24 protein-coding genes are annotated in these 25,733 nt (G+C 65.0%); 13 read left to right on the top strand and 11 right to left on the bottom strand.

Features of this window, described 5'->3' with window-relative positions; genetic code table 11:
• Positions 1–8: 8 nt before the first annotated feature.
• The 4 genes from CWS35_RS13625 to CWS35_RS39520 all read left to right on the top strand — a co-directional run bounded on the left by CWS35_RS13625 (position 9) and on the right by CWS35_RS39520 (position 3,730).
• Entirely contained in the window at positions 9–1,457 is a 1,449-nt protein-coding gene (locus CWS35_RS13625) for an aldehyde dehydrogenase family protein (RefSeq protein WP_100952194.1), read from the top strand.
• A gap of 115 nt (positions 1,458–1,572) precedes the next feature.
• On the top strand, positions 1,573–3,114 hold the full coding sequence (garD, locus tag CWS35_RS13620) for a galactarate dehydratase (RefSeq protein WP_100952193.1): 1,542 nt from the start codon (positions 1,573–1,575) through the stop codon (positions 3,112–3,114).
• 97 nt (positions 3,115–3,211) lie between these two features.
• Entirely contained in the window at positions 3,212–3,460 is a 249-nt protein-coding gene (locus CWS35_RS13615) for a hypothetical protein (protein ID WP_100952192.1), read from the top strand.
• Between the two features lie 93 nt (positions 3,461–3,553).
• A complete protein-coding gene (locus CWS35_RS39520; protein ID WP_168226324.1) occupies positions 3,554–3,730 on the top strand; it encodes a hypothetical protein in 177 nt (58 codons plus the stop codon).
• A gap of 45 nt (positions 3,731–3,775) precedes the next feature.
• Here CWS35_RS39520 and CWS35_RS13610 read toward each other — a convergent pair whose 3' ends face one another.
• The 6 genes from CWS35_RS13610 to leuC are packed head-to-tail and all read right to left on the bottom strand — an operon-like array spanning position 3,776 to position 9,708.
• A complete protein-coding gene (locus CWS35_RS13610; protein WP_100952191.1) occupies positions 3,776–4,648 on the bottom strand; it encodes an ABC transporter permease in 873 nt (290 codons plus the stop codon).
• On the bottom strand, positions 4,645–5,478 hold the full coding sequence (locus CWS35_RS13605) for an ABC transporter ATP-binding protein (protein WP_168226323.1): 834 nt from the start codon (positions 5,476–5,478) through the stop codon (positions 4,645–4,647). The genes CWS35_RS13610 and CWS35_RS13605 overlap by 4 nt, the downstream gene beginning before the upstream one ends.
• Entirely contained in the window at positions 5,475–6,536 is a 1,062-nt protein-coding gene (locus CWS35_RS13600; protein WP_100952190.1) for an ABC transporter substrate-binding protein, read from the bottom strand. The genes CWS35_RS13605 and CWS35_RS13600 overlap by 4 nt, the downstream gene beginning before the upstream one ends.
• Positions 6,536–7,669, bottom strand: coding sequence for a 3-isopropylmalate dehydrogenase (leuB, locus tag CWS35_RS13595; RefSeq protein WP_100952189.1), 1,134 nt, complete (start codon positions 7,667–7,669; stop codon positions 6,536–6,538). The genes CWS35_RS13600 and leuB overlap by 1 nt, the downstream gene beginning before the upstream one ends.
• Positions 7,666–8,301 (bottom strand): 3-isopropylmalate dehydratase small subunit, encoded by a 636-nt coding sequence (gene leuD / locus CWS35_RS13590; RefSeq protein WP_100952188.1) that lies wholly within the window; start codon positions 8,299–8,301, stop codon positions 7,666–7,668. The genes leuB and leuD overlap by 4 nt, the downstream gene beginning before the upstream one ends.
• A gap of 3 nt (positions 8,302–8,304) precedes the next feature.
• Positions 8,305–9,708, bottom strand: coding sequence for a 3-isopropylmalate dehydratase large subunit (leuC, locus tag CWS35_RS13585; protein WP_100952187.1), 1,404 nt, complete (start codon positions 9,706–9,708; stop codon positions 8,305–8,307).
• A 144-nt stretch (positions 9,709–9,852) separates the two neighbouring features.
• On the opposite strand from leuC, the gene CWS35_RS13580 reads away from it, so the two are divergent.
• Positions 9,853–10,641, top strand: a complete 789-nt coding sequence (locus CWS35_RS13580; RefSeq protein ID WP_100952186.1) for an IclR family transcriptional regulator — start codon at positions 9,853–9,855, stop codon at positions 10,639–10,641.
• A gap of 130 nt (positions 10,642–10,771) precedes the next feature.
• On the opposite strand, the gene ald is transcribed toward CWS35_RS13580, so the two are convergent.
• Entirely contained in the window at positions 10,772–11,887 is a 1,116-nt protein-coding gene (ald, locus tag CWS35_RS13575) for an alanine dehydrogenase (RefSeq protein WP_100952185.1), read from the bottom strand.
• Between the two features lie 126 nt (positions 11,888–12,013).
• On the opposite strand from ald, the gene CWS35_RS13570 reads away from it, so the two are divergent.
• Positions 12,014–12,502: an Lrp/AsnC family transcriptional regulator gene (locus CWS35_RS13570; protein ID WP_029878956.1), complete on the top strand. Its 489-nt coding sequence runs from the start codon at positions 12,014–12,016 to the stop codon at positions 12,500–12,502.
• Positions 12,503–12,505: 3 nt separating this feature from the next.
• On the opposite strand, the gene CWS35_RS13565 is transcribed toward CWS35_RS13570, so the two are convergent.
• Entirely contained in the window at positions 12,506–13,054 is a 549-nt protein-coding gene (locus tag CWS35_RS13565) for a cytochrome b (protein WP_100952184.1), read from the bottom strand.
• A gap of 462 nt (positions 13,055–13,516) precedes the next feature.
• Here CWS35_RS13565 and CWS35_RS13560 point away from each other — a divergent pair, with 462 nt between their 5' ends.
• The 4 genes from CWS35_RS13560 (at position 13,517) to CWS35_RS13545 (ending at position 18,462) form a co-directional block, all read left to right on the top strand.
• Positions 13,517–14,470, top strand: a complete 954-nt coding sequence (locus CWS35_RS13560) for a hypothetical protein (protein WP_245439053.1) — start codon at positions 13,517–13,519, stop codon at positions 14,468–14,470.
• 78 nt (positions 14,471–14,548) lie between these two features.
• On the top strand, positions 14,549–15,259 hold the full coding sequence (locus CWS35_RS13555) for a type 1 glutamine amidotransferase (protein WP_024580294.1): 711 nt from the start codon (positions 14,549–14,551) through the stop codon (positions 15,257–15,259).
• A gap of 128 nt (positions 15,260–15,387) precedes the next feature.
• A complete protein-coding gene (locus tag CWS35_RS13550) occupies positions 15,388–17,124 on the top strand; it encodes an ABC transporter permease subunit (RefSeq protein ID WP_100952182.1) in 1,737 nt (578 codons plus the stop codon).
• Positions 17,125–17,139: 15 nt separating this feature from the next.
• A complete protein-coding gene (locus tag CWS35_RS13545) occupies positions 17,140–18,462 on the top strand; it encodes an AAA-associated domain-containing protein (protein ID WP_100952181.1) in 1,323 nt (440 codons plus the stop codon).
• Positions 18,463–18,509: 47 nt separating this feature from the next.
• Here the strand turns inward: CWS35_RS13545 and CWS35_RS13540 are convergent, their stop codons facing one another.
• Positions 18,510–19,442 carry a LysR substrate-binding domain-containing protein gene (locus tag CWS35_RS13540; RefSeq protein WP_024580291.1) on the bottom strand — a complete coding sequence of 311 codons (933 nt, stop codon included), beginning with the start codon at positions 19,440–19,442 and terminating at the stop codon, positions 18,510–18,512.
• A 210-nt stretch (positions 19,443–19,652) separates the two neighbouring features.
• On the opposite strand from CWS35_RS13540, the gene CWS35_RS13535 reads away from it, so the two are divergent.
• Genes CWS35_RS13535 through CWS35_RS13525 form a run of 3 tightly spaced genes read left to right on the top strand, consistent with a single transcriptional unit; the run spans position 19,653 to position 22,747 of the window.
• Positions 19,653–20,984: an MFS transporter gene (locus CWS35_RS13535; RefSeq protein WP_100952180.1), complete on the top strand. Its 1,332-nt coding sequence runs from the start codon at positions 19,653–19,655 to the stop codon at positions 20,982–20,984.
• Between the two features lie 30 nt (positions 20,985–21,014).
• A complete protein-coding gene (locus tag CWS35_RS13530) occupies positions 21,015–22,040 on the top strand; it encodes an amidohydrolase family protein (protein ID WP_100952179.1) in 1,026 nt (341 codons plus the stop codon).
• A gap of 32 nt (positions 22,041–22,072) precedes the next feature.
• Entirely contained in the window at positions 22,073–22,747 is a 675-nt protein-coding gene (locus CWS35_RS13525) for an RraA family protein (protein WP_100952178.1), read from the top strand.
• A 106-nt stretch (positions 22,748–22,853) separates the two neighbouring features.
• Here the strand turns inward: CWS35_RS13525 and CWS35_RS13520 are convergent, their stop codons facing one another.
• Positions 22,854–23,252, bottom strand: coding sequence for a calcium-binding protein (locus CWS35_RS13520; protein WP_100952177.1), 399 nt, complete (start codon positions 23,250–23,252; stop codon positions 22,854–22,856).
• A gap of 215 nt (positions 23,253–23,467) precedes the next feature.
• Entirely contained in the window at positions 23,468–25,639 is a 2,172-nt protein-coding gene (locus CWS35_RS13515; RefSeq protein WP_024580286.1) for a PQQ-dependent dehydrogenase, methanol/ethanol family, read from the bottom strand.
• Between the last annotated feature and the right edge of the window lie 94 nt (positions 25,640–25,733).

Below are 25,733 nucleotides of genomic sequence, written 5' to 3'. Positions count from 1 at the left end.
AGAGACACATGACCGCTCACCAGAAGAACTTCATCGCCGGCGAATGGGTCGACGGAACCAGCATCACGCGCGACATCAACCCCTCCAACACCAAGGACGTGGTCGGCGAGTACGCCAAGGCCGACAAGGCGCAGACCGAACGGGCGATCGCCGCCGCGAAGGCCGCGTTCCCGGCGTGGTCGCGATCGACACCGCAGGAGCGCTTTGACGCGCTGACCAGGATCTCGGTCGAGATCCTCGCTCGCAAGGAAGAGCTCGGCCGCCTGCTCGCGCGCGAGGAAGGCAAGACGCTCCCCGAGGGCATCGGCGAGGTGGCGCGCGCCGGGCAGATCTTCGCGTTCTTCGCCGGCGAAGCGCTGCGGCTGATGGGCGAGAAAGGCGCATCGGTGCGTCCAGGTCTCGATGTCGAGATCACCCGCGAGCCGGTCGGCGTCGTCGGCATGATCACGCCGTGGAATTTCCCGATCGCGATCCCGGCGTGGAAGATCGCCCCCGCGCTCTGCTACGGCAACACGGTCGTGTTCAAGCCGGCCGAGCTGGTGCCGGGCTCGGCCCACGCATTGTCCGAGATCATTGCGCGCTCCGGCATTCCGGCTGGGGTCTTCAACCTCGTGGTCGGTTCGGGCTCGGTGGTCGGCCAGACGCTGCTGGATCATCCCGACGTCGCCGCGATCTCCTTCACGGGATCGGTGCAGACCGGCCGCAAGATCGCGCAGGCTTGCGTGCTCTCCAATCCGATGAAGAAGTTCCAGCTCGAGATGGGCGGCAAGAACCCGCTGGTGGTGCTCGACGACGCCGACGTCAAGGTCGCGGTCGAGGTCGCCGTCAACGGCGCTTATTTCTCGACCGGCCAGCGCTGCACGGCGTCCTCGCGACTGATCGTCACCGCGGGCATTCATGACCGCTTCGTCGATGCGATGACCGAGCGCATGAAGGGTCTTTCCGTTGATGACGCCTTGAAGAGCGGCGTGCATGTCGGCCCGGTCGTCGACCAGAGCCAGCTCGACCAGGACCTCCGCTACATCAAGATCGGTCAGGACGAAGGCGCCCGGCTGCATTGGGGCGGCGAGCTGTTGAACCGCGAGACGCCAGGCTTCTATCTGCAACCGGCGCTGTTCACCGGCGCAACCAACCAGATGCGGATCGCCCGCGAGGAGATCTTCGGTCCGGTCGCCTGCGTGATCCGTGCCAAGGATTATGAGGAAGCGCTGGCGATCTCCAACGACACCGAGTTCGGCCTCGCCTCGGGCATCTGCACCACGAGCCTGAAATACGCCTCGCACTACAAGCGCAACAGCGAGGCCGGCATGGTGATGGTCAATCTGCCGACCGCCGGCGTCGACTACCACGTGCCGTTCGGCGGCCGCAAAGGCTCGAGCTACGGCGCACGCGAGCAGGGCGCCTATGCCCGCGAGTTCTACACCACGGTGAAGACGGCTTACACGTTCCCGGGTTGAGAAGCGTAGATGCGTAGGGTGGGTTAGCCGAAGGCGTAACCCACCATTACGACCACCGAACAAGCATGGTGGGTTACGCCTTCGGCTAACCCACCCTACAATTCGAGGAAGCTTCATGGACCAGTCGATCGGCGCGCAGGAGCAGCCCCGCTACATCAAGCTCAATGCGCGCGACAATGTCGCGATCGTGGTGAATGATTTCGGCCTGCCCAAAGGCTCTCGCTTCGCTTGCGGCCTGACCTTGCGCACTTTCGTGCCGCAGGGCCACAAGACCGCGCTCACGGACATCGCCGAGGGCGCGCCGATTATCCGCTATGGCGAGGTGATCGGCCATGCGCTGTCGCCGATCCTCGCCGGCGAATGGGTCGACGAGGCCCGCATCCGGATGCCCGACGCGCCGCCGCTCGACCGGCTCGAGATATCAACCGCGGTGCCTCCGGCATTGCCGCCGCTCGATGGCTTCACTTTCGAGGGCTTTCGTAACCCAGACGGCTCGGTGGGAACGAAGAACATCCTCGGCATCTCCTCCTCCGTGCAATGCGTCAAGGGCACGATGGAATATGCGGTGAAGCGCATCCGCGCCGAGCTGCTGCCGAAATATCCCAATGTCGACGACGTCGTGCCGCTGACCCATGCCTATGGCTGCGGCGTCGCGATCACGGCGCCCGATGCCGTGGTGCCGATCCGCACGTTGCAAAACCTCGCGCTCAATCCGAATTTCGGCGGCGAGATCCTCGTGGTCGGCCTCGGCTGCGAGAAACTTGCGCCGGAGCGGCTGGTGCCGGAGGGCGTCAATGATGCCATCGTGCGGATGCAGGACGAAGCGTTCGACGGCTTCGGCGCGATCGTCGATGCGATCATGACCCAGGCCGAGGCCCGGCTGAAGGTGCTCAACGCCCGCCAGCGCGAGACCTGCCCGGCCGCCGATCTCGTGATCGGCCTGCAATGCGGTGGCAGCGATGCATTCTCCGGCGTCACGGCGAACCCCGCGGTCGGCTTCGCCGCCGACCTGCTGGTGCGATCAGGCGCGACCGTGATGTTCTCGGAGGTCACCGAGGTACGCGACGCGATCCAGCTGTTGACCCGCCGCGCCGTCAACGAGGATGTCGGCCGCGCGCTGATCCGCGAGATGGCATGGTACGACGCCTATCTCGCTCGCGGCGGCGCCGATCGCAGCGCCAACACCACGCCGGGCAACAAGAAGGGCGGGCTTGCCAACATCGTCGAAAAGTCGTTGGGCTCGATCGTCAAGTCGGGCTCCGGCCCGATCGCGGGCGTGCTGTCGCCGGGCGAGAAGGCGCGGCAGAAGGGCATGCTGTTCGCCGCGACACCGGCCAGCGACTTCATCTGCGGCACCTTGCAGCTCGCCTCCGGCATGACCTTGCAGGTGTTCACCACCGGCCGCGGCACGCCCTATGGCCTTGCCGCCGCGCCCGTCGTCAAGGTCGCGACCCGCAGCGAGTTGGCGCGGCGCTGGAAGGACCTGATCGATTTCGACGCCGGCTGCATCGCGACCGGCGAAAAGACGATCGAGGAAACCGGCTGGGACCTGTTCCGCCTGATCCTCGACGTCGCCAGCGGCCGCACCAAGCCGTGGTCGGACAAGTGGGGCATCCACAACGACCTGACGCTGTTCAACCCCGCGCCGGTGACCTGAGGCACCCCTCTGACGGCCGATTAACCGCCGGTTAGCCACGCCTCCAAGAGCGAGGGAACGCGAGGGAACGTCGCAATTCGATTCAAATTGTCTGGGCATGGAGGCAATCATGAGCCGGACAATTGATCATCTCAAGGATGAAGCCGACCGCGCCGAGCGTCTGGCGCGCACCGGCATGGATCCACTGACGGTGGAGCGGTTGCGCGCATTCGCCGCGGAATGCCGCAGCCGGATCGCGACCGAACGCCGCGACGCTCCGGCGGCCGGCCTGCCTGGCCGCGACCTAGACCATCATGCAGATCCACTCACGCATAAGCGCGAAATCTTGCACAAGGAACTCCGCTGAACACACATTCACCAGTGTGGCGAAATGCTCATGTTCCATGCGTTGAATAGCCTGATTTGATGGACCACGTCCTCATCAACAGGAGGACGTTCCATGAAGCAATCCCAGCACTTTCTCGACAATGCGGAGAACTGCGCCCAGCTTGCCGAGCGCGCCGACGACGAGCCGGCCTACAATCGCTTCAAGCGCATGGAAGCGGCCTGGCGCGCGCTGGCAAAGGAGCAGGATTGGCTCGACGGCGAGACCTCGCCGTCGGAAACCGCGGCATGAGCCAAGGGGCCGTGGCCGCCGGAACGACGCCGCCACGGCCCTCGCCTATTCGGCGCTGCGCTGCCGCTGCCAGCGCAGCAAATAGGCCTGTAGCCGCCAGATGATCGCCGAGAGCACGACGCCAACCAGCATCAGCACCACCACTGCGACCATCATGCCCGAAGCCTCGCCGCGCGCCTCCGATTCGATGATGAGGCGGCCGATGCCGCGCTCGGCGCCGATGAATTCACCGACGATGACGCCGATCAGCGCAAACGAGATCGCAGGCGTCAGCGAGGCGAACACCCAGGCCATCGTCGAGGGGATCACCACGGTGCGGGTGATCTGCCATTCGCTGGCGCCGAGCAGCCGCGCGGCGTTGGTGAAGCCCTCGTCGATCGAGCGCGCGCCCTCGAAAGTGTTGAAGAACACCAGGAACACGACGACAATCCAGGACGTCACGATCTTGGACATGTCGCCGATCCCGAACGCCAGCACGATGATCGGCGCCAGCGCGATCCGCGGGATCGAATTCACCGCGGTGATGAAGGGCTGAAAGATCGCGCTGAGCCGGTCCGATCGTCCGAGGATCAGCCCGGCGACGAAGCCAGAGACCACGCCGGTGACGAAGCCGAAGAAGGTGTTCTTCAGGGTGATCGCCGTCGCCGCCCAGAGATTGTTCTCGTTGCGCGCCAGGCACTTGCCGAACTCGCCATTGACCCAGCCGTTGAAGGCGCCGAGCTTGGAGGTCAGGCAGCTCTGGATCAGGAAGTTGTCGAAGATCATCGACGGCTTCGAGATGAAATAGGGATCGAGCAGATCGGGCACCAGCCACGGCAGTTTTCCGCGCAGGTCGTAGCCCCATTGCCAGACCGACAGCACGACGGCGCAGATCAGGACCTGCCAGCCGATCGTGCCAAGCGTGCTGTACCTCTTCATGTGCTGCGGCCCTTGACGAACTCCTCGCCGAGCGAATGCCAGATGTGCTGGAACAGCTCGGCATAATGCGGAGTCTCGCGCACCTTCACCGCATCGCGCGGGCGCGCAAAGTCGACCTCGAACATGTCCTTGATGCGGCCCGGCCGCGCCGAGAACAGGATGATGCGGTCGGCCAAGGTCAGCGCCTCGCCGAGATCATGGGTCACGAACAGCACGGTCTGCTGCTCGCGCTCCCAGATCCGCAGCAGCACCTCATGCATGTCGATTTTGGTGTGGGTGTCGAGCGCGCCGAACGGTTCGTCCATCAACAGGATTTGCGGCTCGACGATCAGGGTGCGCATCAGCGCCGCGCGCTGCCGCATGCCGCCCGACAGCGCCGACGGATAGGCATTCTCGAATCCCTTGAGCCCGGCCTGCGCGACGCATTCCGCGATCCGCTCCTTCCGTTCCGACGTGGGCACGCCCGATAGCTCCAGGCCGTAGCCGATATTGTCGCCGACCGTCCGCCACGGAAACAACGTGTCGCGCTGGAAGACGTAACCGACATTGGGCGTTGCCTTGCCGGCAACGACGCGCTTGCCGTCGATCAGGATCTCGCCGCCGGTGGGACGGATCAGCGAGGCGATCATGTTGAGCACCGTGCTCTTGCCGGAGCCCGACGGCCCCAGCAGCGCGACGAACTCGCCGCGGCGGACGTCGAAGGTGACATCGCGCACGGCCTCGATCGTGGTCCCGGCGAGCTGGAACGACTTGCTCAGGCCCTTGACCTCGACGCGGCGCTCGGCCGACGCGCGCGGCAACAAGGTTGCGCGTGTCTCCAGCGCGCTCAACCCGGATAGGCCTTTCGCGCCGCGTCGATGAGGTTCGAGTTGACCACGTCGGCGATCTTGAGCGGCTTGATGCCGGTCATCTCGCGGAACCAGACCTTCTCGCCGCGCGCGAAGCTCGCCGCGTCGATCGACCCTTCATAGTCCGCGACCTTCTGGATCGCCGTGATCTCCAGCAAATTGGCGTCGCGCGAGGTGCTGCCGACATAAGGCTCGATGGCCTCGTAGACCTCGACCGGCTTGTGCGCCTTGATCCATTGCGACGCGCGCCACAGCGCGGTGACGTAGGCCTGCATCTTGGCCGGATCCTTGTCGATGGTCGCCTGCAACGTGAAATGCGCCGTCACCGGCACCTTGCCGCCGATATGCTTGTTCCAGATCGCCTCATCGGTGCCGTCGAACAGCAATTCGCCCCAGCCCTGCTGCTTCGCCTCGTTCAACAGCGACAGCGAGCTGACGAGGATATCGACCTGCTTCGATTTCAGCGAGCCCAGCATGGTGTCGACATTGCCGGTGCCGATCCAGGTCACCTTGTCGTCGAGCCCCATGGTTTCCATGTAGTAGGACGCCCAGACATGGTTGGTGCCGCCCAGCGAAGACACCGAGACGATCGGCCTGCGGCCGTCGGGCCGCTTCCATTGCGTGAAGGCCTCCAGCGAGTTGATGCCCTGGTCCTTCAGGTCTTTGCGCAGGATGAACATCACCGAGTTCGACCTCGTGTCGACCGGCAGCATTACGCGCGCGGCTCGGCCGTGGTTGGTGAGCTGCATCGGATGGGTAACGTCGCCGATGCCGATATCGCCCTGCGATGAGGCGATGATCTCGCGGGTCTTCACGCCGCTGCCGCCCTGCACCAGCTTGCAGTCGAGCCCGGCCTCCTTGAAGTAGCCGATACGATCAGCGACGAATTGCGTCTGGTAAACCGGCACCGCGACCGGATAGATCGCGCGACCCGGAATAGCCTGCGCCCATGTCCGCCCGCTCGCCAGCGCCGCACCGCCGGCGGCGATCACCGTCAGGGCCGAACGCCGCGAAATGGAGGGTATCGCCAGGCGCGTCATCACGCGTGCTCCCTGGCCGATATCTTGTCCAGCGCGCCGAGCACCGCATCGCCCATCTGGACGGTCGACAGCTTCTTCGCGCCGGCTTCAGCAATATCCGCCGTTCGGGCACCGGACGCGAGCGCGGCCTGCACCGCCTGCTCCAGCAAATCCGCATCCTCGGGCCGGTTCAGTGTCAACCGCAGCAGCATCGCGACGCTGAGGATCGAGCCGAGCGGATTGGCGATGCCTTTGCCCGCGATGTCGGGCGCGCTGCCATGCACCGGTTCGTACAGTGCCTTGCGCCGGCCGAAGCGATCGACCGGGCCGAGCGAGGCCGATGGCAGCATGCCGAGCGAGCCCGAGGCCATCGCCGCACAATCCGACAGGATGTCGCCGAAGATATTGCCGGTCACCATGACGTCGAACTGCCGCGGCTCGCGCACGATCTGCATCGCGGCGTTGTCGACATAGAGATGGGTCAGCTCGACGTCGGAGAATTCCTCCTTGTGCAGCCTGATCACCTCCTCACGCCACACCACGCTGGTCTCCAGCACATTGGCCTTGTCGACCGAGCAGACCTTGTTGCGCCTCGTACGCGCCAGCTCGAACGCCGAGCGCGCCACGCGGCGGATCTGGTTCGTCGTGTATTGCTCGGTGTTGAAGCCGCGGCGCTGGCCGTCCGGCAAGGTCTCGATGCCGCGCGGCTCGCCGAAATAGATGCCGCTGGTCAATTCGCGGATGATGACGAAGTCGACGCCGTCAAGCACCTCGGGCTTCAGTGGCGCCGACGCCGACAGTGCCGGGCTCGCCATGATCGGTCTCAGGTTGGCGTAGAGATCGTATTTGCTGCGCAGCCCCAGAAGACTGCCGGCCTTGCGCGCGGCCGCGGGTACCTCGGTCGTCTCCGGACCGCCGGTCGCGCCCCACAGGATGGCGTCGGCCTCGTCCATTGCTTCGGCGGTGTCCTCCGGCAGCACCTTGCCGGTCGCCAGATACGGGATCAGGCCGTACTGCGCCTCGCGCAAGGTCATCGGCGCGCCACGCTTGGCCGCAAACCAGTCGAGCACGCGGCGCGACTGCGCGGTGACCTCGGGACCGATGCCCTCGCCGCCGACCATGGCGACCTTGACCATGTTGGATGGCGTGCTCATGCAGATATCCTTGTCGAATGAATCCAGGGCCGTGCGGTGCGGTCGGAAGCCTGGAAGGCGTGAATCTCGCTATCGCGCTGCAACGTCAGCGCCACCTCGTCGAGCCCTTTCAAGAGGCCTTCGCGCCGCCGGGGGTCGATCTCGAAGGTATACCGGGCGCCCGACGGCGAGACGATGGTCTGCTCCTCGAGGTCGATCGAGACCTTGCCGGCGCCCTGCGTCGCCTCGATATCGGCGGCGAGTTGATCGACCACCGCCTTGTCGACCACGACGGGCAGGATGCCGTTCTGGAAGCAGTTGGCGAAGAAGATGTCGCCGAAGCCGGAGCCGATGATGGCGCGGATGCCGCGCTCCTGGAGCGACCACACCGCACCCTCGCGCGACGAGCCGCAGCCGAAATTCGGCCCGGTCACCAGGATCTCCGCGTCCCGGTACGGCTCGCGATTCAGGATGAAGTCCGGATTCTCCGAGCCATCAGGAAGATAGCGCAGTGAGCCGAACGCCCATTTGCCGAGCGTGCCGCGGATTCCGTTGCCGACCAGGCGCTCGATGCGGATGATCACGTCGGTGTCGATATTGCTGCGCATGATCGGCGCAGCAGTCGCGGTGAGTCTGTCGAACGGTTTCGGCATCGTCTAGCGCCCCATCATCCTGACGTCGGCGATCGCACCGGCGATGGCGGATGCGGCTGCGCTTGCGGGGCTCGCCAGATGCGTCCGCGCACGCGGCCCCTGCCGGCCGACAAAGTTGCGGTTCGAGGTCGAGACCGAACGCTGCCCCGGCGCCACCACCTCGCCATTGGCAGCCAGGCACATCGAGCAGCCCGGCTCGCGCCATTCGAAGCCGGCCTCGATGAAAATCTTGTCGAGCCCTTCGGCGACCGCCTCGCGCTTGACGTTCTCCGAGCCCGGTACCACCCAGGCGCGGACCCCGGCCGCGACCTTGCGGCCGCGCGCGACCTCGGCCGCAGCACGCAGGTCGCTTAAGCGGCTGTTGGTGCAGGAACCGATGAACACCCAATCGACCGGCGTGCCGGCGATCGGTACCCCGCCTTGCAGACCCATATACTCCAGCGCGGTTTCGATCGCCGCACGCCGCAACGGATCGTCGACCGCCTTCGGATCGGGAATGACGCCGTCGACGCCGACGACATGCTCGGGGCTGATGCCCCAGGTGACCTGCGGGATGATCTTTTCGACATCGATCACGACCTCGCGGTCGAACACCGCGTCGGGATCGCTCGGCAATTCGCGCCACGCTTTCACGGCGAGATCCCACATCTCGCCTTGCGGCGCGTAGGGACGGCCGCGCAGGAATTCGAGGGTTGTCTCATCCGGCGCCACCATCCCCATCTTGGCGCCGAGCTCGATCGAGAGGTTGCAGATCGTGAGCCGACCCTCGATCGGCAGCGCGCGGATCGCACTCCCGGCATATTCGACCGCATAACCGGTGCCGCCGGCGGCGCCGATATGCCCGATCAGCGCCAGAATCATGTCCTTGGCGGTGACGCCGAGCGGGAGCTTGCCCTCGAAGCGCGCACGTAGCGTCTTCGGACGCTTCTGGATCAGCGCCTGCGTCGCCAGCACATGGGTGAGCTCGCTCGATCCGATGCCGAAGGCGAGTGCGCCGAGGCCGCCATGGGTGCAGGTGTGGCTGTCGCCGCAGACGATCGTCGCCCCCGGCAGGCTCAAGCCGAGTTCAGGCCCGATGACATGGACGATGCCCTGGCCAGGCTGATCGACATCGAACAGCGTGATACCGCTCGCCGCGGTCTCGGCCCGCAACGCGGCCAGCAATTCCATGCCGATCTTGCTGGTCCCGGCGCGACCGGGCGCCGTCGACAGCGCGTGATCGGGCGTCGCAAACGTCAGCTCGGGATTGTGGACCTTGAGGCCACGGCTCTTGAGATCGAGCAGGCCGCGCGAGCCGCCGAGATCGTGCAGCAGATGACGGTCGATATGAAGGAGATCAGTGTCCTCGCTCAAGCGGGCAATGACATGCTGATCCCAGATCTTCTCGAGCAAACTTCGGCCGGGCATCCGCCTTCCCCTGCTCTCTGCGTTTCCATGCGTTTAATCTCATTGGCGCCAATCTGTGCCAAAGTTGTCGTCAAGTGAAGCCGTTTCGGCCTAACATCACATATGTGATGGAGGCGCTCATTGCCCCGCGCCGCGGAGACAGCCATGCCGAGTTCGAACAAGACGGCCATCGTCAAATCGGCCATGCGGACGTTTGCGGTTCTGGAGTTCTTCCGGGAAACGAAGCGGGCCGCGTCGGTGACTGAAATATCGTCCGCGTTGCAGATGCCCCAATCGAGCACGTCGGTGCTGCTTAGCAGTCTCGTCGAGTTGAACTACCTCGAATACGACCGAAAGACCCGGCGCTTCATCCCCAGCTACCGGGTCGGTCTGCTCGGTGATTGGATCCGTCGGTCTCCGTTCCGTGACACACAACTCACCGATCTGATGGAGGAACTCTGGAGCGCGACTGGCGGCGAAACCATCCTGCTTGGACAACAGACCGGCGCCGCCGGGATGCGCTATCTACACGTCGTGCCGAGCGGCTATCAGCTTCAGTTCATCACACATGCTGGTCAAATACGACCGATGGTTCGTACCGCGCTTGGACACGTGCTGCTGAGCCAAATGCCAAACACCAAGATTCGCGGCATCATCCGTCGCAACAATGCCGATGAGCCGAGTCAGTCGGCGCGCGTTCGCGAAACGGCGTTTCTCGAAGAAATCGAGCGCATTCGCCGCCGCGGCTTTTCCGAGTCGGGCGGCCGCACGACGCCGGGCGCAAACACGATAGGCATGCTTGTTCCGCTGCCAAAGCGACGCGCTCCGCTGGCTATCGGCATCGGCGGCCCGATCGAACGGATCGCGGCAAAGCGCGAGCACATCATTGCAGTGATGCAAAGCCGGCTGAAGGAATTGACGGATAAAGCCGGGTTGAGGTTCGTCGAGAAATGACCTCTCGGACGCTCGGCGCGCGGTGCGGATGACTACGCGACTGCACAAGAGATCCTATATCGTCCCGGCCTGGTGCGCAGTTGCGCACGGGAGCCGGGACGACGGGAAAGGCTGCGAAGGCTCGCAAATGTTACGACGCCAGCGCTTCCTCCGGCATCACGGCCGACAGATGCTGGCTCTCGGCCACGGCGCGGTTGGTGATGCGGCCGCGATGGACGTTGAGGCCGGCGCGCAGATGCGGATCCTCGACCAGCGCGCGCAGCCCTTTCGACGCCAGCGCCAGACCGAACGGCAAGGTCGCATGATTGAGCGCGTGGCTTGAGGTGACGGGTACGGCGCCCGGCATGTTGGCGACGCAATAATGCACGATATCGTCGACCAGATAGGTCGGCGCCTGATGCGTGGTCGCCTTCGAGGTCTCGAAGCAGCCGCCCTGGTCGATCGCGACGTCGACCAGCACCGCGCGGCGCTTCATGCTGGCGAGTTGCGCGCGCGAGACCAGTTTCGGTGCGCTGGCGCCAGGCACCAGCACCGCTCCGATCACGACATCGGCGGCGATGATCTCCTGCTCGATCGCCTCCAGCGTCGCATAGCGAGCGCGGACCCGGCCGAGGAACAGATCGTCGAGCGCGCGGAGCCGCGGCACCGAGCGGTCGAGGATGGTGACGTCGCTGCCGAGGCCTGCGGCCATCCGCGCTGCATGAGTGCCGACCACGCCGCCGCCGATGATCGCCACGCGCGCCGGCGGAACGCCGGGCACGCCGCCGAGCAGCTTGCCCATGCCGTCGGCGGATTTGCGCAGCGCAGCGCCCGCGGCTTCGATCGCCAGCCGGCCTGCGACTTCGCTCATGGGCGCCAGCAGCGGCAGCCCGCCATGCGCGTCGGTCACGGTCTCGTAGGCGACCGCGGTGCAGCCGGACGCAATCAGCCCCGTGGTTTGCGGAACGTCGGGCGCGAGATGCAGATAGGTGAAGAGGATCTGTCCCTCGCGCAGCCTGATCCATTCGGACGGCTGCGGCTCCTTCACCTTCACGATCATCTCGGCGACGGAAAAAACCTCTTCGGCGGTGTCGGCGATCCGTGCGCCGGCCTGGGAGTAGACGTCATCACCGGCGCCGATGCCGTCACCCGCGCCGCGCTGCACCACGACCTCGTGCCCGTGCGCCACATATTCCCGCACCGAGGCGGGTGTCAGCCCGACCCGATATTCCTCGACCTTGATCTCCTTGGGCACGCCGATGCGCATGGTCCGCTCCTTGCTAGATTGGTTTCCGCCAACCAGAAGGCTATGCCCCGTCACACGGCGTTTCTCAGCGAATTCCGGCTTGCTCACAGCCAAATACGCTCATATCTTTCACGTCCAGCTCAATCCTTGAAGGAAAACTGCGTGGACGGTCTCGATCGCATTGACCTTAGAATCCTCGCCGAGTTGGTCTCTGACGCCCGCGCCAGCCAGATCGAGCTGGCCGAAAAGGTCGGACTGTCGCCGACCGCCTGCGCGCGGCGCATTCGTCATCTCGAGGAGATCGGTGTGATCCGCGGCTACCGCGCCGACCTCGAACCATCAGCGCTCGGACTGGTGACCACGGTCGTCGTCACCATCACGCTGGAGAAGCAGAGCGAGGATTATCTCGCGGCGTTCGAGGCCGCGATCGCGCGTTGTCCAGACGTTGTGTCCTGCCATCTGATGTCGGGCAGCGATGATTATCATCTACAGGTGATCGCCCGCGACATCGCCGACTTCGAGCGTATCCACAAGCAGCATCTGTCGCGAATGCCGGGCGTCGCCCGCATCCATTCCAGCTTCGCGATGCGCGAGGTGGTTCGCCGCACCATTCCCGAGACCGCGTTGCGCGGTTAGCACTCAGGATGGATTGCGGCTCGCGCGCGGCCACATCCGCGCCAGCGTCTCGTCCTTCTTGACGAGAACATGCCAGAGCGTCGCGGCGATATGCAGCGCGACCACCGCATAGACGAAATAAGCCAGCGCGCCGTGAGCCAACTCGCCAGCCTCCGCCACCGCCTTGTTGTCGGCGAACAGGCGCGGCCAGCTGAAGGTCCAGAAGTAGCGCAGGGAGTAGCCGCCGGCCGATGAGAACATGTATCCCGTCACCGGCATCGCGAACAGGATGGCATAAAGCGCCCAGTGATTGAGCCTCGCCGCGATCCTGACCAGCGGCGAAAACGAGCCTGGCTCCGGCGGAGCCGTGGTGACAGCGCGCACCATCAGCCGCAGGATCGCCAGGAAGAACAGGGTGACGCCGAGCGACTTGTGCACCTCGAGCAGTTCGCGCCGCGGCGACGTCCCCGCCGGCTGCAACCCGCAATAGAGCCCGATCAGCATCGCCGCGATGAACAGCACTGCCGTCGCCCAGTGAATCCTGCGCAGCAGCGGGTCGTAGCTGGCCGTCATATCCGTCGTCACAGGTCGCCTTCGCGTGAAGCCAGCCCGTGCGGGTTCGGCCTGAAAAAGGAAGCCGTTCTGTAATGGATCGGGCCGGGCCTGCCTACCGGCGCGGCCGTCACATTCGATCACGATCGCGAAGGCTGGAGGGCCAACGCCCCTTTCGTCATTCCGGGGCGCGCGGAGCGCGAGCCCGGAATCCATTCAACAGCGACACGGCGGCCTGATGGATTCCGGGCCTGCGCTTCGCGCATCCCGGAATGACGAGACCGGGGTTTGGCGGCCCCCCATTGTCACAAACAGTGGGCCGCCGCTCACTGTCACAATCGCCGCGCTGTCACAATCGCTGTCACAATCCCGTAGCCGCCCTGCCCGCGCCACACGCATTTTTTAGTCGTGATTCGTGATCTTCTATGACAGAATTACTACAGTTCAATATCAATTCGGTTACACGCGGAGCGGTGAATGAGCATGGAGCGGCGGGCACGGCCGGTTTCGCTGGCTTGGTCGAATCCAGTGGTCCGGTGGTGGGGGCTCTTGAGCCTCGTCAGCGCCGCCAACATCGCGGTCTGGTTCGCGCTGTATCGCCAGTTCCATGAACAGTCCAACGGCAGCTTCAGCAACACATCCGGCATCGGCCTGATGATGCTGCTGTGCGCGGCCTATGTGTTCGGCTGCGCGTTCCGTTCGGTGCTGCCGCGCGCCGACGTGCAGCGCATCTGCCTGTTCGACCACTGGCTGTCGAGCGTCGTGGTCGGCCGCACCGTCGCCACCGTCGCCGAGGTCTGCTTCGCCGCGCAATGGGCGATCATCCTGCATCAACTCGGCACCATGACCGGCGCCGACACCACCGTGACCATCGCCTGGATCATCGTGCCGCTGATCGTGATCGCGGAATGCTTCTCCTGGTATGCGGTGCTGACCACGCATTATCTCTGCAACGCGATCGAGAACTCGATCTGGGCCGTGGTGTTCTTCCTGGTCGGGATCGCACTGTGCCGGCTGCTGCCCGAGTTTCATGGCCCGGTGCGCTGGGCCTTCATCGTGGCGATCGTCGGCATCGCCGCCTTTCTCGCCTTCCTGATGACCATCGACGTCCCGATGTACCTCAACCGCTGGCGCGCCAACCTCGCCGCCGGCGGCACCCTGCTGCATCCGCTCGACGGCCTGCGCGACGTCAGCCGGCGCTGGGTCGTCACCCATGACATCGCCGAGTGGCGCGAGGAGATCGCCTGGATGTCGCTGTATTTCAGCATGGCGGTGTGGTCGAGCCTCGCGCTCTGCGTCGGCTATTCGCTCGAGGATCAGTTGCCGCGCTATCGCACCGAGCCTGCGATCGTGACGGCGGCGCCGGCGACAGTCAGCACGACGCCCACCGCGCAGCACACCGCAACGATTGACACAGCCACGCCGTCGCGGAATTGATCGACCCACGCGGCTTGTGGCGCCAGGCGCTTTCGGAGTAAACGCTGGGTCGTCCCCATTCAGCCCTCAGCGCGTTCCATGCCCCGCATCACCATCATCGAAACCGGGCTCGTCAGCCCGCAATACCGCGAGCGTCACGGCAGCTATCCGCAGATGTTCGAGCGGATGGTGACCGCAGCCGATCCGTCGGCGGCCTGCGATGTCGTGAGCGTCGCCGGGGGTGAGGCGCTTCCCGATCCCGCGACACTCGACGCGATCCTGATCACGGGATCAGCGGCCGGCGTCTACGATGACGTCGAATGGATGGCGCCGCTCGAAGCGTTCGTGCGTGCGGCCCATGACAGGCATGTTCCGATGGTCGGCGTCTGCTTCGGTCATCAGCTGATCGCGCAGGCGCTCGGCGGCACGGTGCGCAAATCGGAGAAGGGTTGGGGCATCGGCCGCCACGTCTATCGGCTGGCGCCGGACAATGGCTTGCTCGAAGGCGAGACGGTCGCGGCCGCCGCCTCGCACCAGGATCAGGTGATCACCCCGCCGGCCTCGGCGCGCACCATCATGTCGTCCGAATTCACGCCCCATGCCGGGCTGCTCTATGCCAACGGCACGACGCTGTCGGTGCAGCCGCACCCGGAATTCACCGCCGGCTATGCCGACGCGCTGTGCGACCTGCGGCGCGGCCTGGCGCCCGACGCCGTGGTCGAAACCGCCAAGGCATCGCTCACCGAGCCGCTCGACCACGCCACGCTTGGCGGCGTGGTCACGCGCTTCCTGACGCAGCGACCGCGCTAGCCGCGCGGCGGCACTGCGCCGCAGGACGGACTACCAGTTTGTCGCAAATCCTGCCTATAACGCCGGCTGGGGCCGGTCCCGGTCATTTCGGGCGCATAGATGGCGAGTTCTGCCCCGAGGGTGGCCTTATGAGCTTTCAGGACGTTCGCAGCGCCGTATGGGGACCGGTCTCCCTCCGGCCCAATCTTTGGGACGTCGCGGCGCTGCTGCTGCTGGTCGGCGCGATGGTGCTCGTCGTCTATGGCGGCGAGCAGACCACCGTGCCGCTGTCCGAGCTCGCGCGCAGCCCGGTGTCGCTCGATCCGGCCAACCTGCCGTATTACGCGCTCCGGACCACGATGCGGATGCTGCTGGCGATCGTCTGCTCGACCATCTTCACCTTCATCTACGCGACCGTCGCGGCCAAGAGCCGGCGCGCCGAGATCGTGCTGATCCCGATGCTCGACATCCTGCAATCGGTGCCGATCCTCGGTTTCCTGACCTTCACCGTCGTGTTCTTCATGAACCTGTTTCCCGGCCGCGTGCTGGGCGCCGAGTTCGCCTGCGTGTTCGCGATCTTCACCAGCCAGGCCTGGAACATGACCTTCAGCATGTACCAGTCGCTGCGCAACGTGCCGAAGGATCTCGAGGACGCGACCGCGAGCTTCCACCTCTCGGGCTGGCAGCGGTTCTGGCGGCTCGACGTGCCGTTCGCGATGCCGGGCCTGATCTGGAACGCGATGATGTCGATGTCGGGCGGCTGGTTCTTCGTCGTCGCATCGGAAGCGATCACGGTCGGCAACACGACGGTCACCCTGCCCGGCGTCGGCGCCTATGTCGCGACCGCGATCGATCAGAAGAACCTGCCCGCGATCGGCTACGCGCTGCTCGCGATGCTGATCGTCATCATCGCCTATGACCAGCTGCTGTTTCGCCCGATCGTCGCCTGGGCGGACAAATTCCGTTTCGAGCAGACCGCGTCCGGCGAAGCCCCGACGTCGTGGATGCTGGACCTGTTCCGGCGCACCCGCGCGCTGCGCGCCCTGACCTATCAGCTCGCTACGGTGAACAAGGCGGTCTCGACCATGCGCATCGCGTGGCCCGCGATGCTGCGGCCCACCGGCAAACCGGGGCAGCCCTCGCGGGTCGTCGATGGCATCTGGATTGCGGTGGTGGTCGCCACGGCCGGCTACGCCGCCTGGATGGCGTACCAGTATCTTTCCGCATCGCTCGGCCTGTCCGATCTCGCCGCCGCCGTCGGCTACGGGCTCGTCACGCTGCTGCGCGTCATCGTCCTGATCGCGCTGGCGTCGCTGATCTGGGTGCCGGTCGGCGTCTGGATCGGGCTGCGGCCGAAGCTCGCCGAGCGGATCCAACCGCTCGCGCAGTTCCTCGCCGCCTTCCCGGCCAACCTTGCCTTCCCGGTCTTTGTCGTGCTGATCGTCCGCTTCCACCTCGATCCGAATGTCTGGCTCAGCCCGCTGATGATCCTGGGCACGCAATGGTACATCCTGTTCAACGTGATCGCGGGCGCGGCCGCCTTCCCGACCGACCTGCGCGAGGCGGCCAGCAGCCTGCACCTCGGGGGCTGGCGATGGTGGGTGAAAGTCGTGCTGCCGGGCATTTTCCCCTATTACATCACCGGCGCGATCACCGCGTCGGGCGGCTCGTGGAATGCCTCGATCGTCGCGGAGGTCGCGAGCTGGGGCGATACCCATCTCGTCGCCACCGGCCTCGGCGCCTATATCGCGCGCGCGACGGAGGCCGGCGATTTTCCCAAGGTCGTGCTCGGCATCGTCGTGATGTGCGTCCTGGTCACTTTGTTTAACCGCATGCTGTGGCGGCCGCTCTACGCCTTCGGCGAGCGCCGCCTTCGCCTCGGCTGATCGAGAGGAATTCCGATGCTCGACCAAACCAACCAGACCGCGCTGATCGACATTCGCAGCGTCTCCCGCTCGTTCCCGAAGGGAAGCGGCGAGCAGCTGCTGGTGCTCGAGAATGTCGACCTGACGATTGATGCCGGCGAGATCGTCGGGCTGCTCGGCCGCTCCGGATCGGGCAAGTCGACCTTGCTGCGCATCATCGCCGGGCTGGTCGCGCCGTCGTCGGGCGCCGCGACCTGCCGCGGCGAAGCCATCGCCGGACCGCCAAACGGCGTCGCCATGGTGTTCCAGTCATTCGCGCTGTTTCCCTGGCTGACCGTGTTGCAAAACGTCGAGCTCGGACTGGAGGCGCTGGGCGTCGACGCCACCGAGCGCCGCAAGCGCGCGCTCGCGGCGATCGACCTGATCGGCCTCGACGGTTTCGAGTCCGCCTACCCCAAGGAATTGTCCGGCGGCATGCGCCAGCGCGTCGGCTTCGCGCGGGCGCTGGTCGTGCACCCCGACCTGCTGCTGATGGACGAACCGTTCTCGGCGCTCGACGTGCTGACGGCTGAGACGTTGCGCACCGACCTGATCGACCTCTGGATCGAAGGCCGGCTGCCGATCAAATCGGTGTTGATGGTGACGCACAACATCGAGGAAGCCGTGCTGATGTGCGACCGCGTCCTGGTGTTCTCGTCGAATCCGGGGCGCGTCGCGGCCGAGTTCAAGATCGACCTGAAACATCCGCGCAACCGGCTCGATCCGTCCTTCCGCCAGCTCGTCGAGCAGCTCTATGCGCGCATGACGCAGCGCGCGGAGCCCAAGGCACCGTCGCTCGAAGGGGTTCCGGGCGGCGGCGTCGGCATGGTGCTCGACCATGTCTCTTCCAACGAGCTGTCCGGCCTGATCGAGACGCTGGCCGGGCCGCCCTATGGCGGACATGCCGACCTGCCGGTGCTGGCGAGCCAGCTCCAGCTTGAGACCGACGAGATCCTGCATCTCGGCGAGTCGTTGCAGCTGCTGCGCTTTGCCCATCTCAGCGAAGGCGACCTGGTGCTGACCGACCCCGGCGTCCGCTTCGCGCACCTCGACACCGACGCGCGCAAGAAGTTGTTCGCCGAGCATCTCGTCAACCATGTGCCGGTGTTCGGCCTGATCAAGCGTGTGCTCGACGAACGGCCCTCGCATATGGCGCCTGCCGCGCGCTTCCGCAACGAGCTCGAGGACTACATGTCCGAGGATTATGCGGACGAGACGCTCAAGACCATCGTATCCTGGGGCCGCTATGCCGAGCTGTTCGCCTATGACGAACAGTCCGAGACGTTCAGCCTGGAAAACCCGGGCCACGACGGCGCCTGAGCGGTGCGGCGAGCCTCCGAACCAACGCGACGGCTTGCCCCAGGGCGTCAACCGCCGGCAGCCGCCACCTCGACGCGCGGCAGCGCGCTTCGCGACGCTGCCTGCAAGGCGCATTCGACGAACCGGCGCGGCAGCAGCGAGGCGTTCGAACGCATCGCCACCAGCATCCGGCTTTCCGCATCCGGCGTATCCAAGGTCTTCGCCACCACGTTCATGACGCCGGCCTGCTGGTAGCAGGACGGCAGGATCGAAAGCCCGATCCCGGCCGCGACCAGACTGAGCACGGTGCGCAGTTCATGCGCCTCCTGCACGATGCGCGGCGCGAAGCCGGCCCGCCGGCACAGCATCGCCGCCTGGTCGCCGACACCGCAACCGCTCTCGGCCATGCCGACGAACTCGTGCTCGGCCAGATCGGCGACGGTCAGCTTGCCAGGTGCTGCGGCGAGCGGATGATCGATCGGCAGGAACACCATCAACCGGTCGCGCCACACGACATGAACTTGCAGGTCGGCGGCGGGGCGGAAATCGAGCGGCGGCCGCATGATCGCGACATCGAGCTCGGCGTCGGCTATCGCTTGCAGCTGCTTGGCCGTCGACATGTGCCGCAGCTCGATCTTCACCCGCGGATAGCTGGCGCGGAAGCTGCGGAACAGTTCGGCGAACATGTCGAGCATCGGAACGGAATCCGTAAAGCCGACCCGGACCGCGCCGGCCTCGCCACGCGCTGCGCGGCGCACGGTCTCGGATGCCAGATCGAGCTCGCTGACGGCGCGCCGCGCATGTTCCAGCAGCAACTGGCCAGCCTGGGTGAGCTCGACGGCGCGCCGCGTCCGCGACAGCAGCTGGGTGCCGAGCTCCTCCTCCATCGCCTTGATCTGGGTGCTGAGCGGCGGCTGACTGACATGCAGTCGCTTGGCGGCGCGGCTGAAGCTGAGCTCCTCGGCCACCGCGATGAAATAGCGAAGCTGCCTGTAATCCATCGCTTATTCCGATTCCCTATAAGTGAAGGGTCAAAGCGGTATTTGACCTCCCAGGACCGTTTCCCGATCTTGGCGCCAAAATGCCGGTGCTCCAAGGGATAATGCGGGGCAACGCGCACAGCCGGTCAGCCATGCGAAATCGCCGCGAATAACCGGCGCTTCGCCCGGTTCGATCCACCGGCGCCAAAACAAAAGCAAGGGAGGATTACAATGGCCGAAGCGGCAGCAAGCGAACTGGAGCGCGACACCATCCGCCGGGTCTATTGGCGGCTGATCCCGATCCTGTTCGTGATGATGTTCTTCAACTATCTCGACCGCATCAATCTCGGCTATGCCGGGCTGACGATGAACAAGGATCTGGGACTCAGCCCGGCGATCTTCGGCTTCGCCGCCAGCATCTTCTTCCTCGGCTACATGGTGCTCGAGGTGCCGAGCAATCTGATGCTGCACTGGCTGGGGGCCCGGATCTGGCTGGCGCGCATCCTGATCACCTGGGGCCTCGTCGCCACGCTGACCGCCTTCGTCTGGAATCCGCTCAGCCTTTATGTGATGCGGTTCGGCCTCGGCGTCGCCGAAGCCGGCTTCATGCCCGGCGTCGTGCTCTACCTCACCTACTGGTTCCCGTCGCGCTATCGCGCCCGCGCGGTCGCGGGCTACATCATCGCCGGCTCATTTTCCGCGGTGCTTGGCGGGCCGATCTCGACCAGCATCATGACCTTCCTCGACGGCGCAGGCGGACTGCTTGGCTGGCAGTGGATGTTCATTGCCGAGGGCGTACCGACCATTCTGCTCGGCCTGTTCACGCTCTATTATCTGACCGACCGACCGGCCAAGGCGAGCTGGCTCACGAACGAGCAGGCAGCCTGGCTGGAGGGCGAGCTCGCCGCCGAGCGGTCCGAGATCGAACGACAAGGGCAGCACAGGTTGATCGAATGCGTCCTCGACATCAGGGTCTGGCTGCTGGCGGCGCTGTTCGGCTGCGCGCTGGTCGGCATCTACGGCCTGTTGCTATGGCTGCCGCAGATCATCAAGGGCATGGGCGACCTCAGCAACATCCAGGTCGGCTTTCTCTCGGCGATCCCGCCGCTGCTCGGGGTCATCGGCACCATCGTGGTCAGCCGCAGCTCGGACAGAACAGGCGATCGCAAGTTTCATCTCGCGGCCGTCTATCTGCTCGCCGCCGTCGCGATGCTGGGCAGCGCCTATGTGTCGAGCCCGGTGCTCGCCTTCGTGTTCCTCTGCATCGTCGGCTTCAGCCTGAACGCCGGCAACCCGCTGTTCTGGAGCATCAATGCCTCGCTGCTGACGGGTGCGGCCGGCGCCGCCTCGATCGCCATGGTCAACACGCTGGCGCAGTTCGGCGGCCTGATCGGGCCGTGGTGCATCGGCCTGATCAAGGACTCCACCGGAAGCTTCTCCTGGGCGCTGGTCGGGATCGCCGGCTTCCTGCTGGTCGCCTCCGCCATCGCCGCCACCATGCGCGTCAAGCCGCGCGAGACCCAACTGACCGGCGCGATCCCGTCATCCCTCGCACACCGATAGCCCTGCCAAGGGGACAACAAGGAAGCCACCATGATCATCGACTGTCACGGCCACTACACCACCGAGCCGGCCAAGCTGCAGATCTTCCGCGACAAGCAGCTCGCCGGCCTCGCCGACAAATCGCGCCGGCCGCTCACCACCAATCTCGGCATCACTGATGATGAGATCCGCAGCAGCGTCGAGGGCGCGCAGCTCCGCCTGCAAAAGGAGCGCGGCACCGACGTCACCATCTTCTCGCCACGCGCCGCCGGCATGGCGCATCATGTCGGCAAGGAAGCCACCAGCCGCGAATGGACCACGATCTGCAACGACCTGGTGCATCGCGTCTGCACGCTGTTTCCGCAAAACTTCGTCCCCGTCTGCCAGCTGCCGCAGAGTCCCGGAGTGGCGCCCAAGAACTGCATCGAGGAGCTGGAGCGTTGCGTGACCCAGCTCGGCTTCGTCGGCTGCAACCTCAATCCCGATCCCGCCGGCGGCTACTGGTGCGATCCGCCGTTGACCGATGAATGGTGGTATCCGCTGTATGAAAAGATGGTCGAGCTCGACGTGCCGGCGATGGTCCATGTCTCCTCGTCCTGCAACCCCTGCTTCCACGGCACCGGCGCGCATTACCTCAACGGCGACACCACCGCCTTCATGCAGTTCCTGACCTCCGATCTCTTCAAGCGCTTCCCGACGCTGCGCTTCATCATCCCGCATGGCGGCGGTGCGGTGCCCTATCATTGGGGCCGCTACCGGGGCCTGGCGCAGGACATGAAGCTGCCGCCGCTTTCGGAGCATCTGTTGAAGAACGTGTTCTTCGACACCTGCGTCTATCATCTGCCCGGCATCGAGCTGTTGACCCGGGTGATCCCGGTCGAGAACATCCTGTTTGCCTCGGAGATGGTCGGCGCGGTTCGCGGCATCGATCCCGAGACGGGTCATCACTTCGACGACACCCGCCGCTATATCGACGCGTTGCCGCTCAGCGCCGAAGACAAGGCCAAGATATTTGAAGGCAATACCCGCCGCGTCTATCCTCGCCTCAACGCCCATCTCGACCGCCGCGCACATTGAGCGGGCGCACCGCCACACACCGGAGAAAACCGATGGCCACAGGATTTGCTATTCACAAGGCGAAGCGGAAAGTCTCGCCCGACCTCGTCGCGCGCTACCGTACCCTGCCGGTCGCCAATATCAGCGACGTGATGTCGCGGATCGCGGGCACCAACCGGCTGCGGCCGATGCATAAGGGCGGCTGGCTCGGCGGTCCGGCGCTGACTGTGAAAACCCGGCCCGGCGATAACCTGATGGTGCACAAGGCGATCGACCTCGCCCAAGCCGGCGACGTGATCGTGGTCGATGCCGGCGGCGTGCTGGTCAACGCCATCATCGGCGAGATCATGTCGACGCTGGCTGAGAAGAAGGGCGTCGCGGGCTTCGTGATCGACGGCTCGATCCGCGATGCCGGCGCGATCCGTGCCGGATCGTTCCCGGTGTTCGCGGCCGGCGTTGCTCATCGCGGGCCCTACAAGGATGGCCCGGGTGAGATCAATTGCGCCATCTCGATCGACGGCATGATCGTCGAGCCCGGCGACCTCATCGTCGCCGACGACGACGGCGTGCTCTGCGTGCCCCATGACGAGGCCGAGGCGATCTGCAAGCTGACCGAGGCCAAGAAGGCGACCGAGGAGAAAGCCATCCAGCAGATCCTCGCCGGCACCAGCGACCGCCGCTGGGTCGATGAGGCCCTGCACCGCCTCGGCTGCGAGTTCAAGGATTGACCTGACGCCGGTCCCGCGTGGCATCACGGACGGGCGATCAAAAACAAAAGCCTCAGCGCGACCGGCGCTGAGGCCCCACGGCGCAACAACCGAAGCGCCGAAATCTTTACTTCATCAGGCGAAGCAGCGCGCGCCCGGCGTGCGACTTCAGTTCCTTCGCATCCAGCGTTCCGTCATTGTCGGGATTGGCCGCGTTGAAACGCTGCTCGACGACGGCAAGATATTCATCCTTCGTCAGGGTGCCGTCATGATCGGGATCAGCGGCAGCCAGCTCCTTCTTGCTCAGTCTGCCGCGCAGCTCGCGCGCGTCGAGGGTGCCATCCTTGTCCGGATCGAGCTTGTCGAACAGCGCCGACGCTGCGTTCTTCACCTCGGACAGATCGAGCGTGCCGTCATTGTCGGGGTCGAACATCTTGATGCTGTTGTCGTGGCTCGCAGCGAAGGCCGCTCCCGACAAGGTCATGGCAGCGGCCAGCACCAGGCCAGCCAATGGGCGCGAAGTCATTCTCGGTCTCCCATCCAATTACGTCCGTTGTGGACCTAACAGACGAATTAGCTGGTCGACGCATCATCCTCAAGCAATTATCCCGATATATTCGGGAAAAATTCCCGAATTCGAAGGGAACAATCCCAAAACCGACCGCGCACGGCCTACCCGAGGCAGACCGTGCGCGATCCCTGCGGCATGACCCGTTCAGGTCATGCTATTTGCAGGTCATGCTATTTGCTCTTCGGCCGGATCGCGTCCGCGGTTCCCTGGATGAAGGCCTGGATCTTCACCACGTCGGCCTCGGTCAGCTTGCCGGTGAAGTCAGGCATTCCCCGATCACGGAACGGTCCGTTGAACACGATGTCCTTCAGGTTGGCGATCTCCTCGGCAGGGACGTAACCGAGATTCCTGACATTGCCGCCGCGATCGACGCCGGGAACCCCGTGGCAGGTGGCGCAGGCCGCAACATAGATCGCGGTACCCTCAGGGACGTCCTTCGGGTCGTACTTCACGCCTTGCAGCAAGCCCTCGGTCTGGTACTTCACGAACTCCGGCATCTTGGCCTTGCCGTTGAGCGCGAAGGTGTAGACCGTGCCGGGATTCTGGTATTCGGTCGCGCGCGTGGCGATGCCGAACACGCCGCCCCAGCCGACCGCGATCGAGACATATTGCTGGCCATCGATCGTGTAGGTCGATGCTGCCGCCACCACACCGGTGCCGGTCGGCGTTTCCCACAGCGTCTTTCCGTTCCTCGCATCATACGCCACGAAACGTCCGTCGGCGGTACCCTGGAACACCAGATTGCCCGCGGTGGTCAGCGTGCCGCCATTCCATGGCGACACATAGTCGACCTTCCATGCTTCCTTCTGCTTCACCGGGTCCCACGCGATCAGCTTGCCGAAGGCTGGCGCCTTCGGCGGCGTGCCGTTGAGGACGAAACCGACGTTCCAGCCGGTGGTGCCGCCGAACTTGCCGGGGGTCGCCGCATTCTGCGTCAGCGATTTTTCCGACGTCAGATTGACCGGAACGTTCTGCGCCGGCAGGTAAACGAGGCCGGTCTGCGGATTGAACGACATCGGGTGCCAGTTGTGAGCGCCGTACGGACCGGGCACTGCATCAAAAGGCTCGTCGCCGCGCGCCGCCGGCACCTCGATCGGGCGTCCATTGGCGTCGTAGCCAGTCGCCCAGTTCACATCGACGAAGTTCTTCGCCGAGATGAACTTGCCGTTGGTCCGGTCGATCACGAAGAAGAAGCCGTTCTTCGGCGCGTGCAGGATCACCTTGCGCGGCGCGCCGTCGATCGCGATGTCGGCGAGGATCATCGGTTGGGTCGAGGTGTAGTCCCAATTATCGCCGGGCGTCTCCTGGTAGTGCCAGATGTATTTGCCGGTGTCGGCGTTCAGCGCGACCAGCGAGGCGAGGTAGAGATTGTCGCCTCCCGACGGGCTGCGGAATTTGCGATTCCACGGCGCGCCGTTGCCGGTGCCGACATAGACCATGTTCAGTTCGGGATCGTAGGTGATCGTATCCCAGGGCGTGCCGCCGCCGCCGTTGAGCCAGTATTTGCCGGACGGATCCCAGGTCTTGGCCGCGGCTTCCATCGAGGCATCCTCGAACGGCTTCGACGGATCGCCCGGCACCGTGAACCAGCGCCAGAGCTGGTTGCCGGTCTCGGTGTCATAGGCCGTGATGTAGCCGCGTGCGCCGTACTCGGCGCCGCCCTGCCCGATCACCACCTTGCCGTTGAAGGCGCGCGGCGCGCCGGTGATGGTGTAGGAGTGCTCGTGATCGATCAGCGTGTCCTTTTCCCAGACCTTCTGGCCGGTGGCCGCATCGAGCGCGATCAGGCGGCCGTCATAGGCGGCGACGAACACCTTGCCCTTGTAGACGGCGACGCCGCGATTGACGACGTCGCAGCACCCCTTGTAGCCCTTCGAGCGATCGACGCCCGGATCGAACGACCACAGCTTCTTGCCGGTACGCGCGTCGATGGCGTGGACCACGCTCCATGACGCCGACTGATACATGATGCCATCGACCACGACCGGCGTCGCCTCGACGCCACGCGATGATTCGAGATTGTAGCTCCAGACCAGTCCGAGATCCTTGACGTTGTCGGCGTTGATCTGGTTGAGCTTGCTGAATCGCGTCTCCGCATAATCGAGACCGATCGTCGGCCAGTCCTTGGAAGTGGCGGTGTTCGCCTTGATGAAATCGCTGTCGACCTTCGACGTGACTTCCTTGATGCGGTCAGGCGTGGCGTTCTGTGCCGAGGCGGCACCGCAGAAGGCCGAAAGTCCAATTATTCCGGCGAAGACGACCTTCGCAGCCAGCAGCCGCGGAGAAGTTCTCCTCCCGTCTGCAATGCAGTGCGTCAACTCGAACGACAGCAAGCGCTTCATGTGCTTCCTCCAGCGATCTCTAACGGATCTGCTGGGAGCGTAGACGCGCGTTTATGCGACATCAAGATCGATGCATGACGATGACGCGCAACGC

Source organism: Bradyrhizobium sp. SK17, from assembly GCF_002831585.1.
Taxonomy (GTDB): Bacteria; Pseudomonadota; Alphaproteobacteria; order Rhizobiales; family Xanthobacteraceae; genus Bradyrhizobium.
Note: the sequence above shows the minus strand (reverse complement) of the source record. Positions and strands in the feature narration are given on the sequence as shown.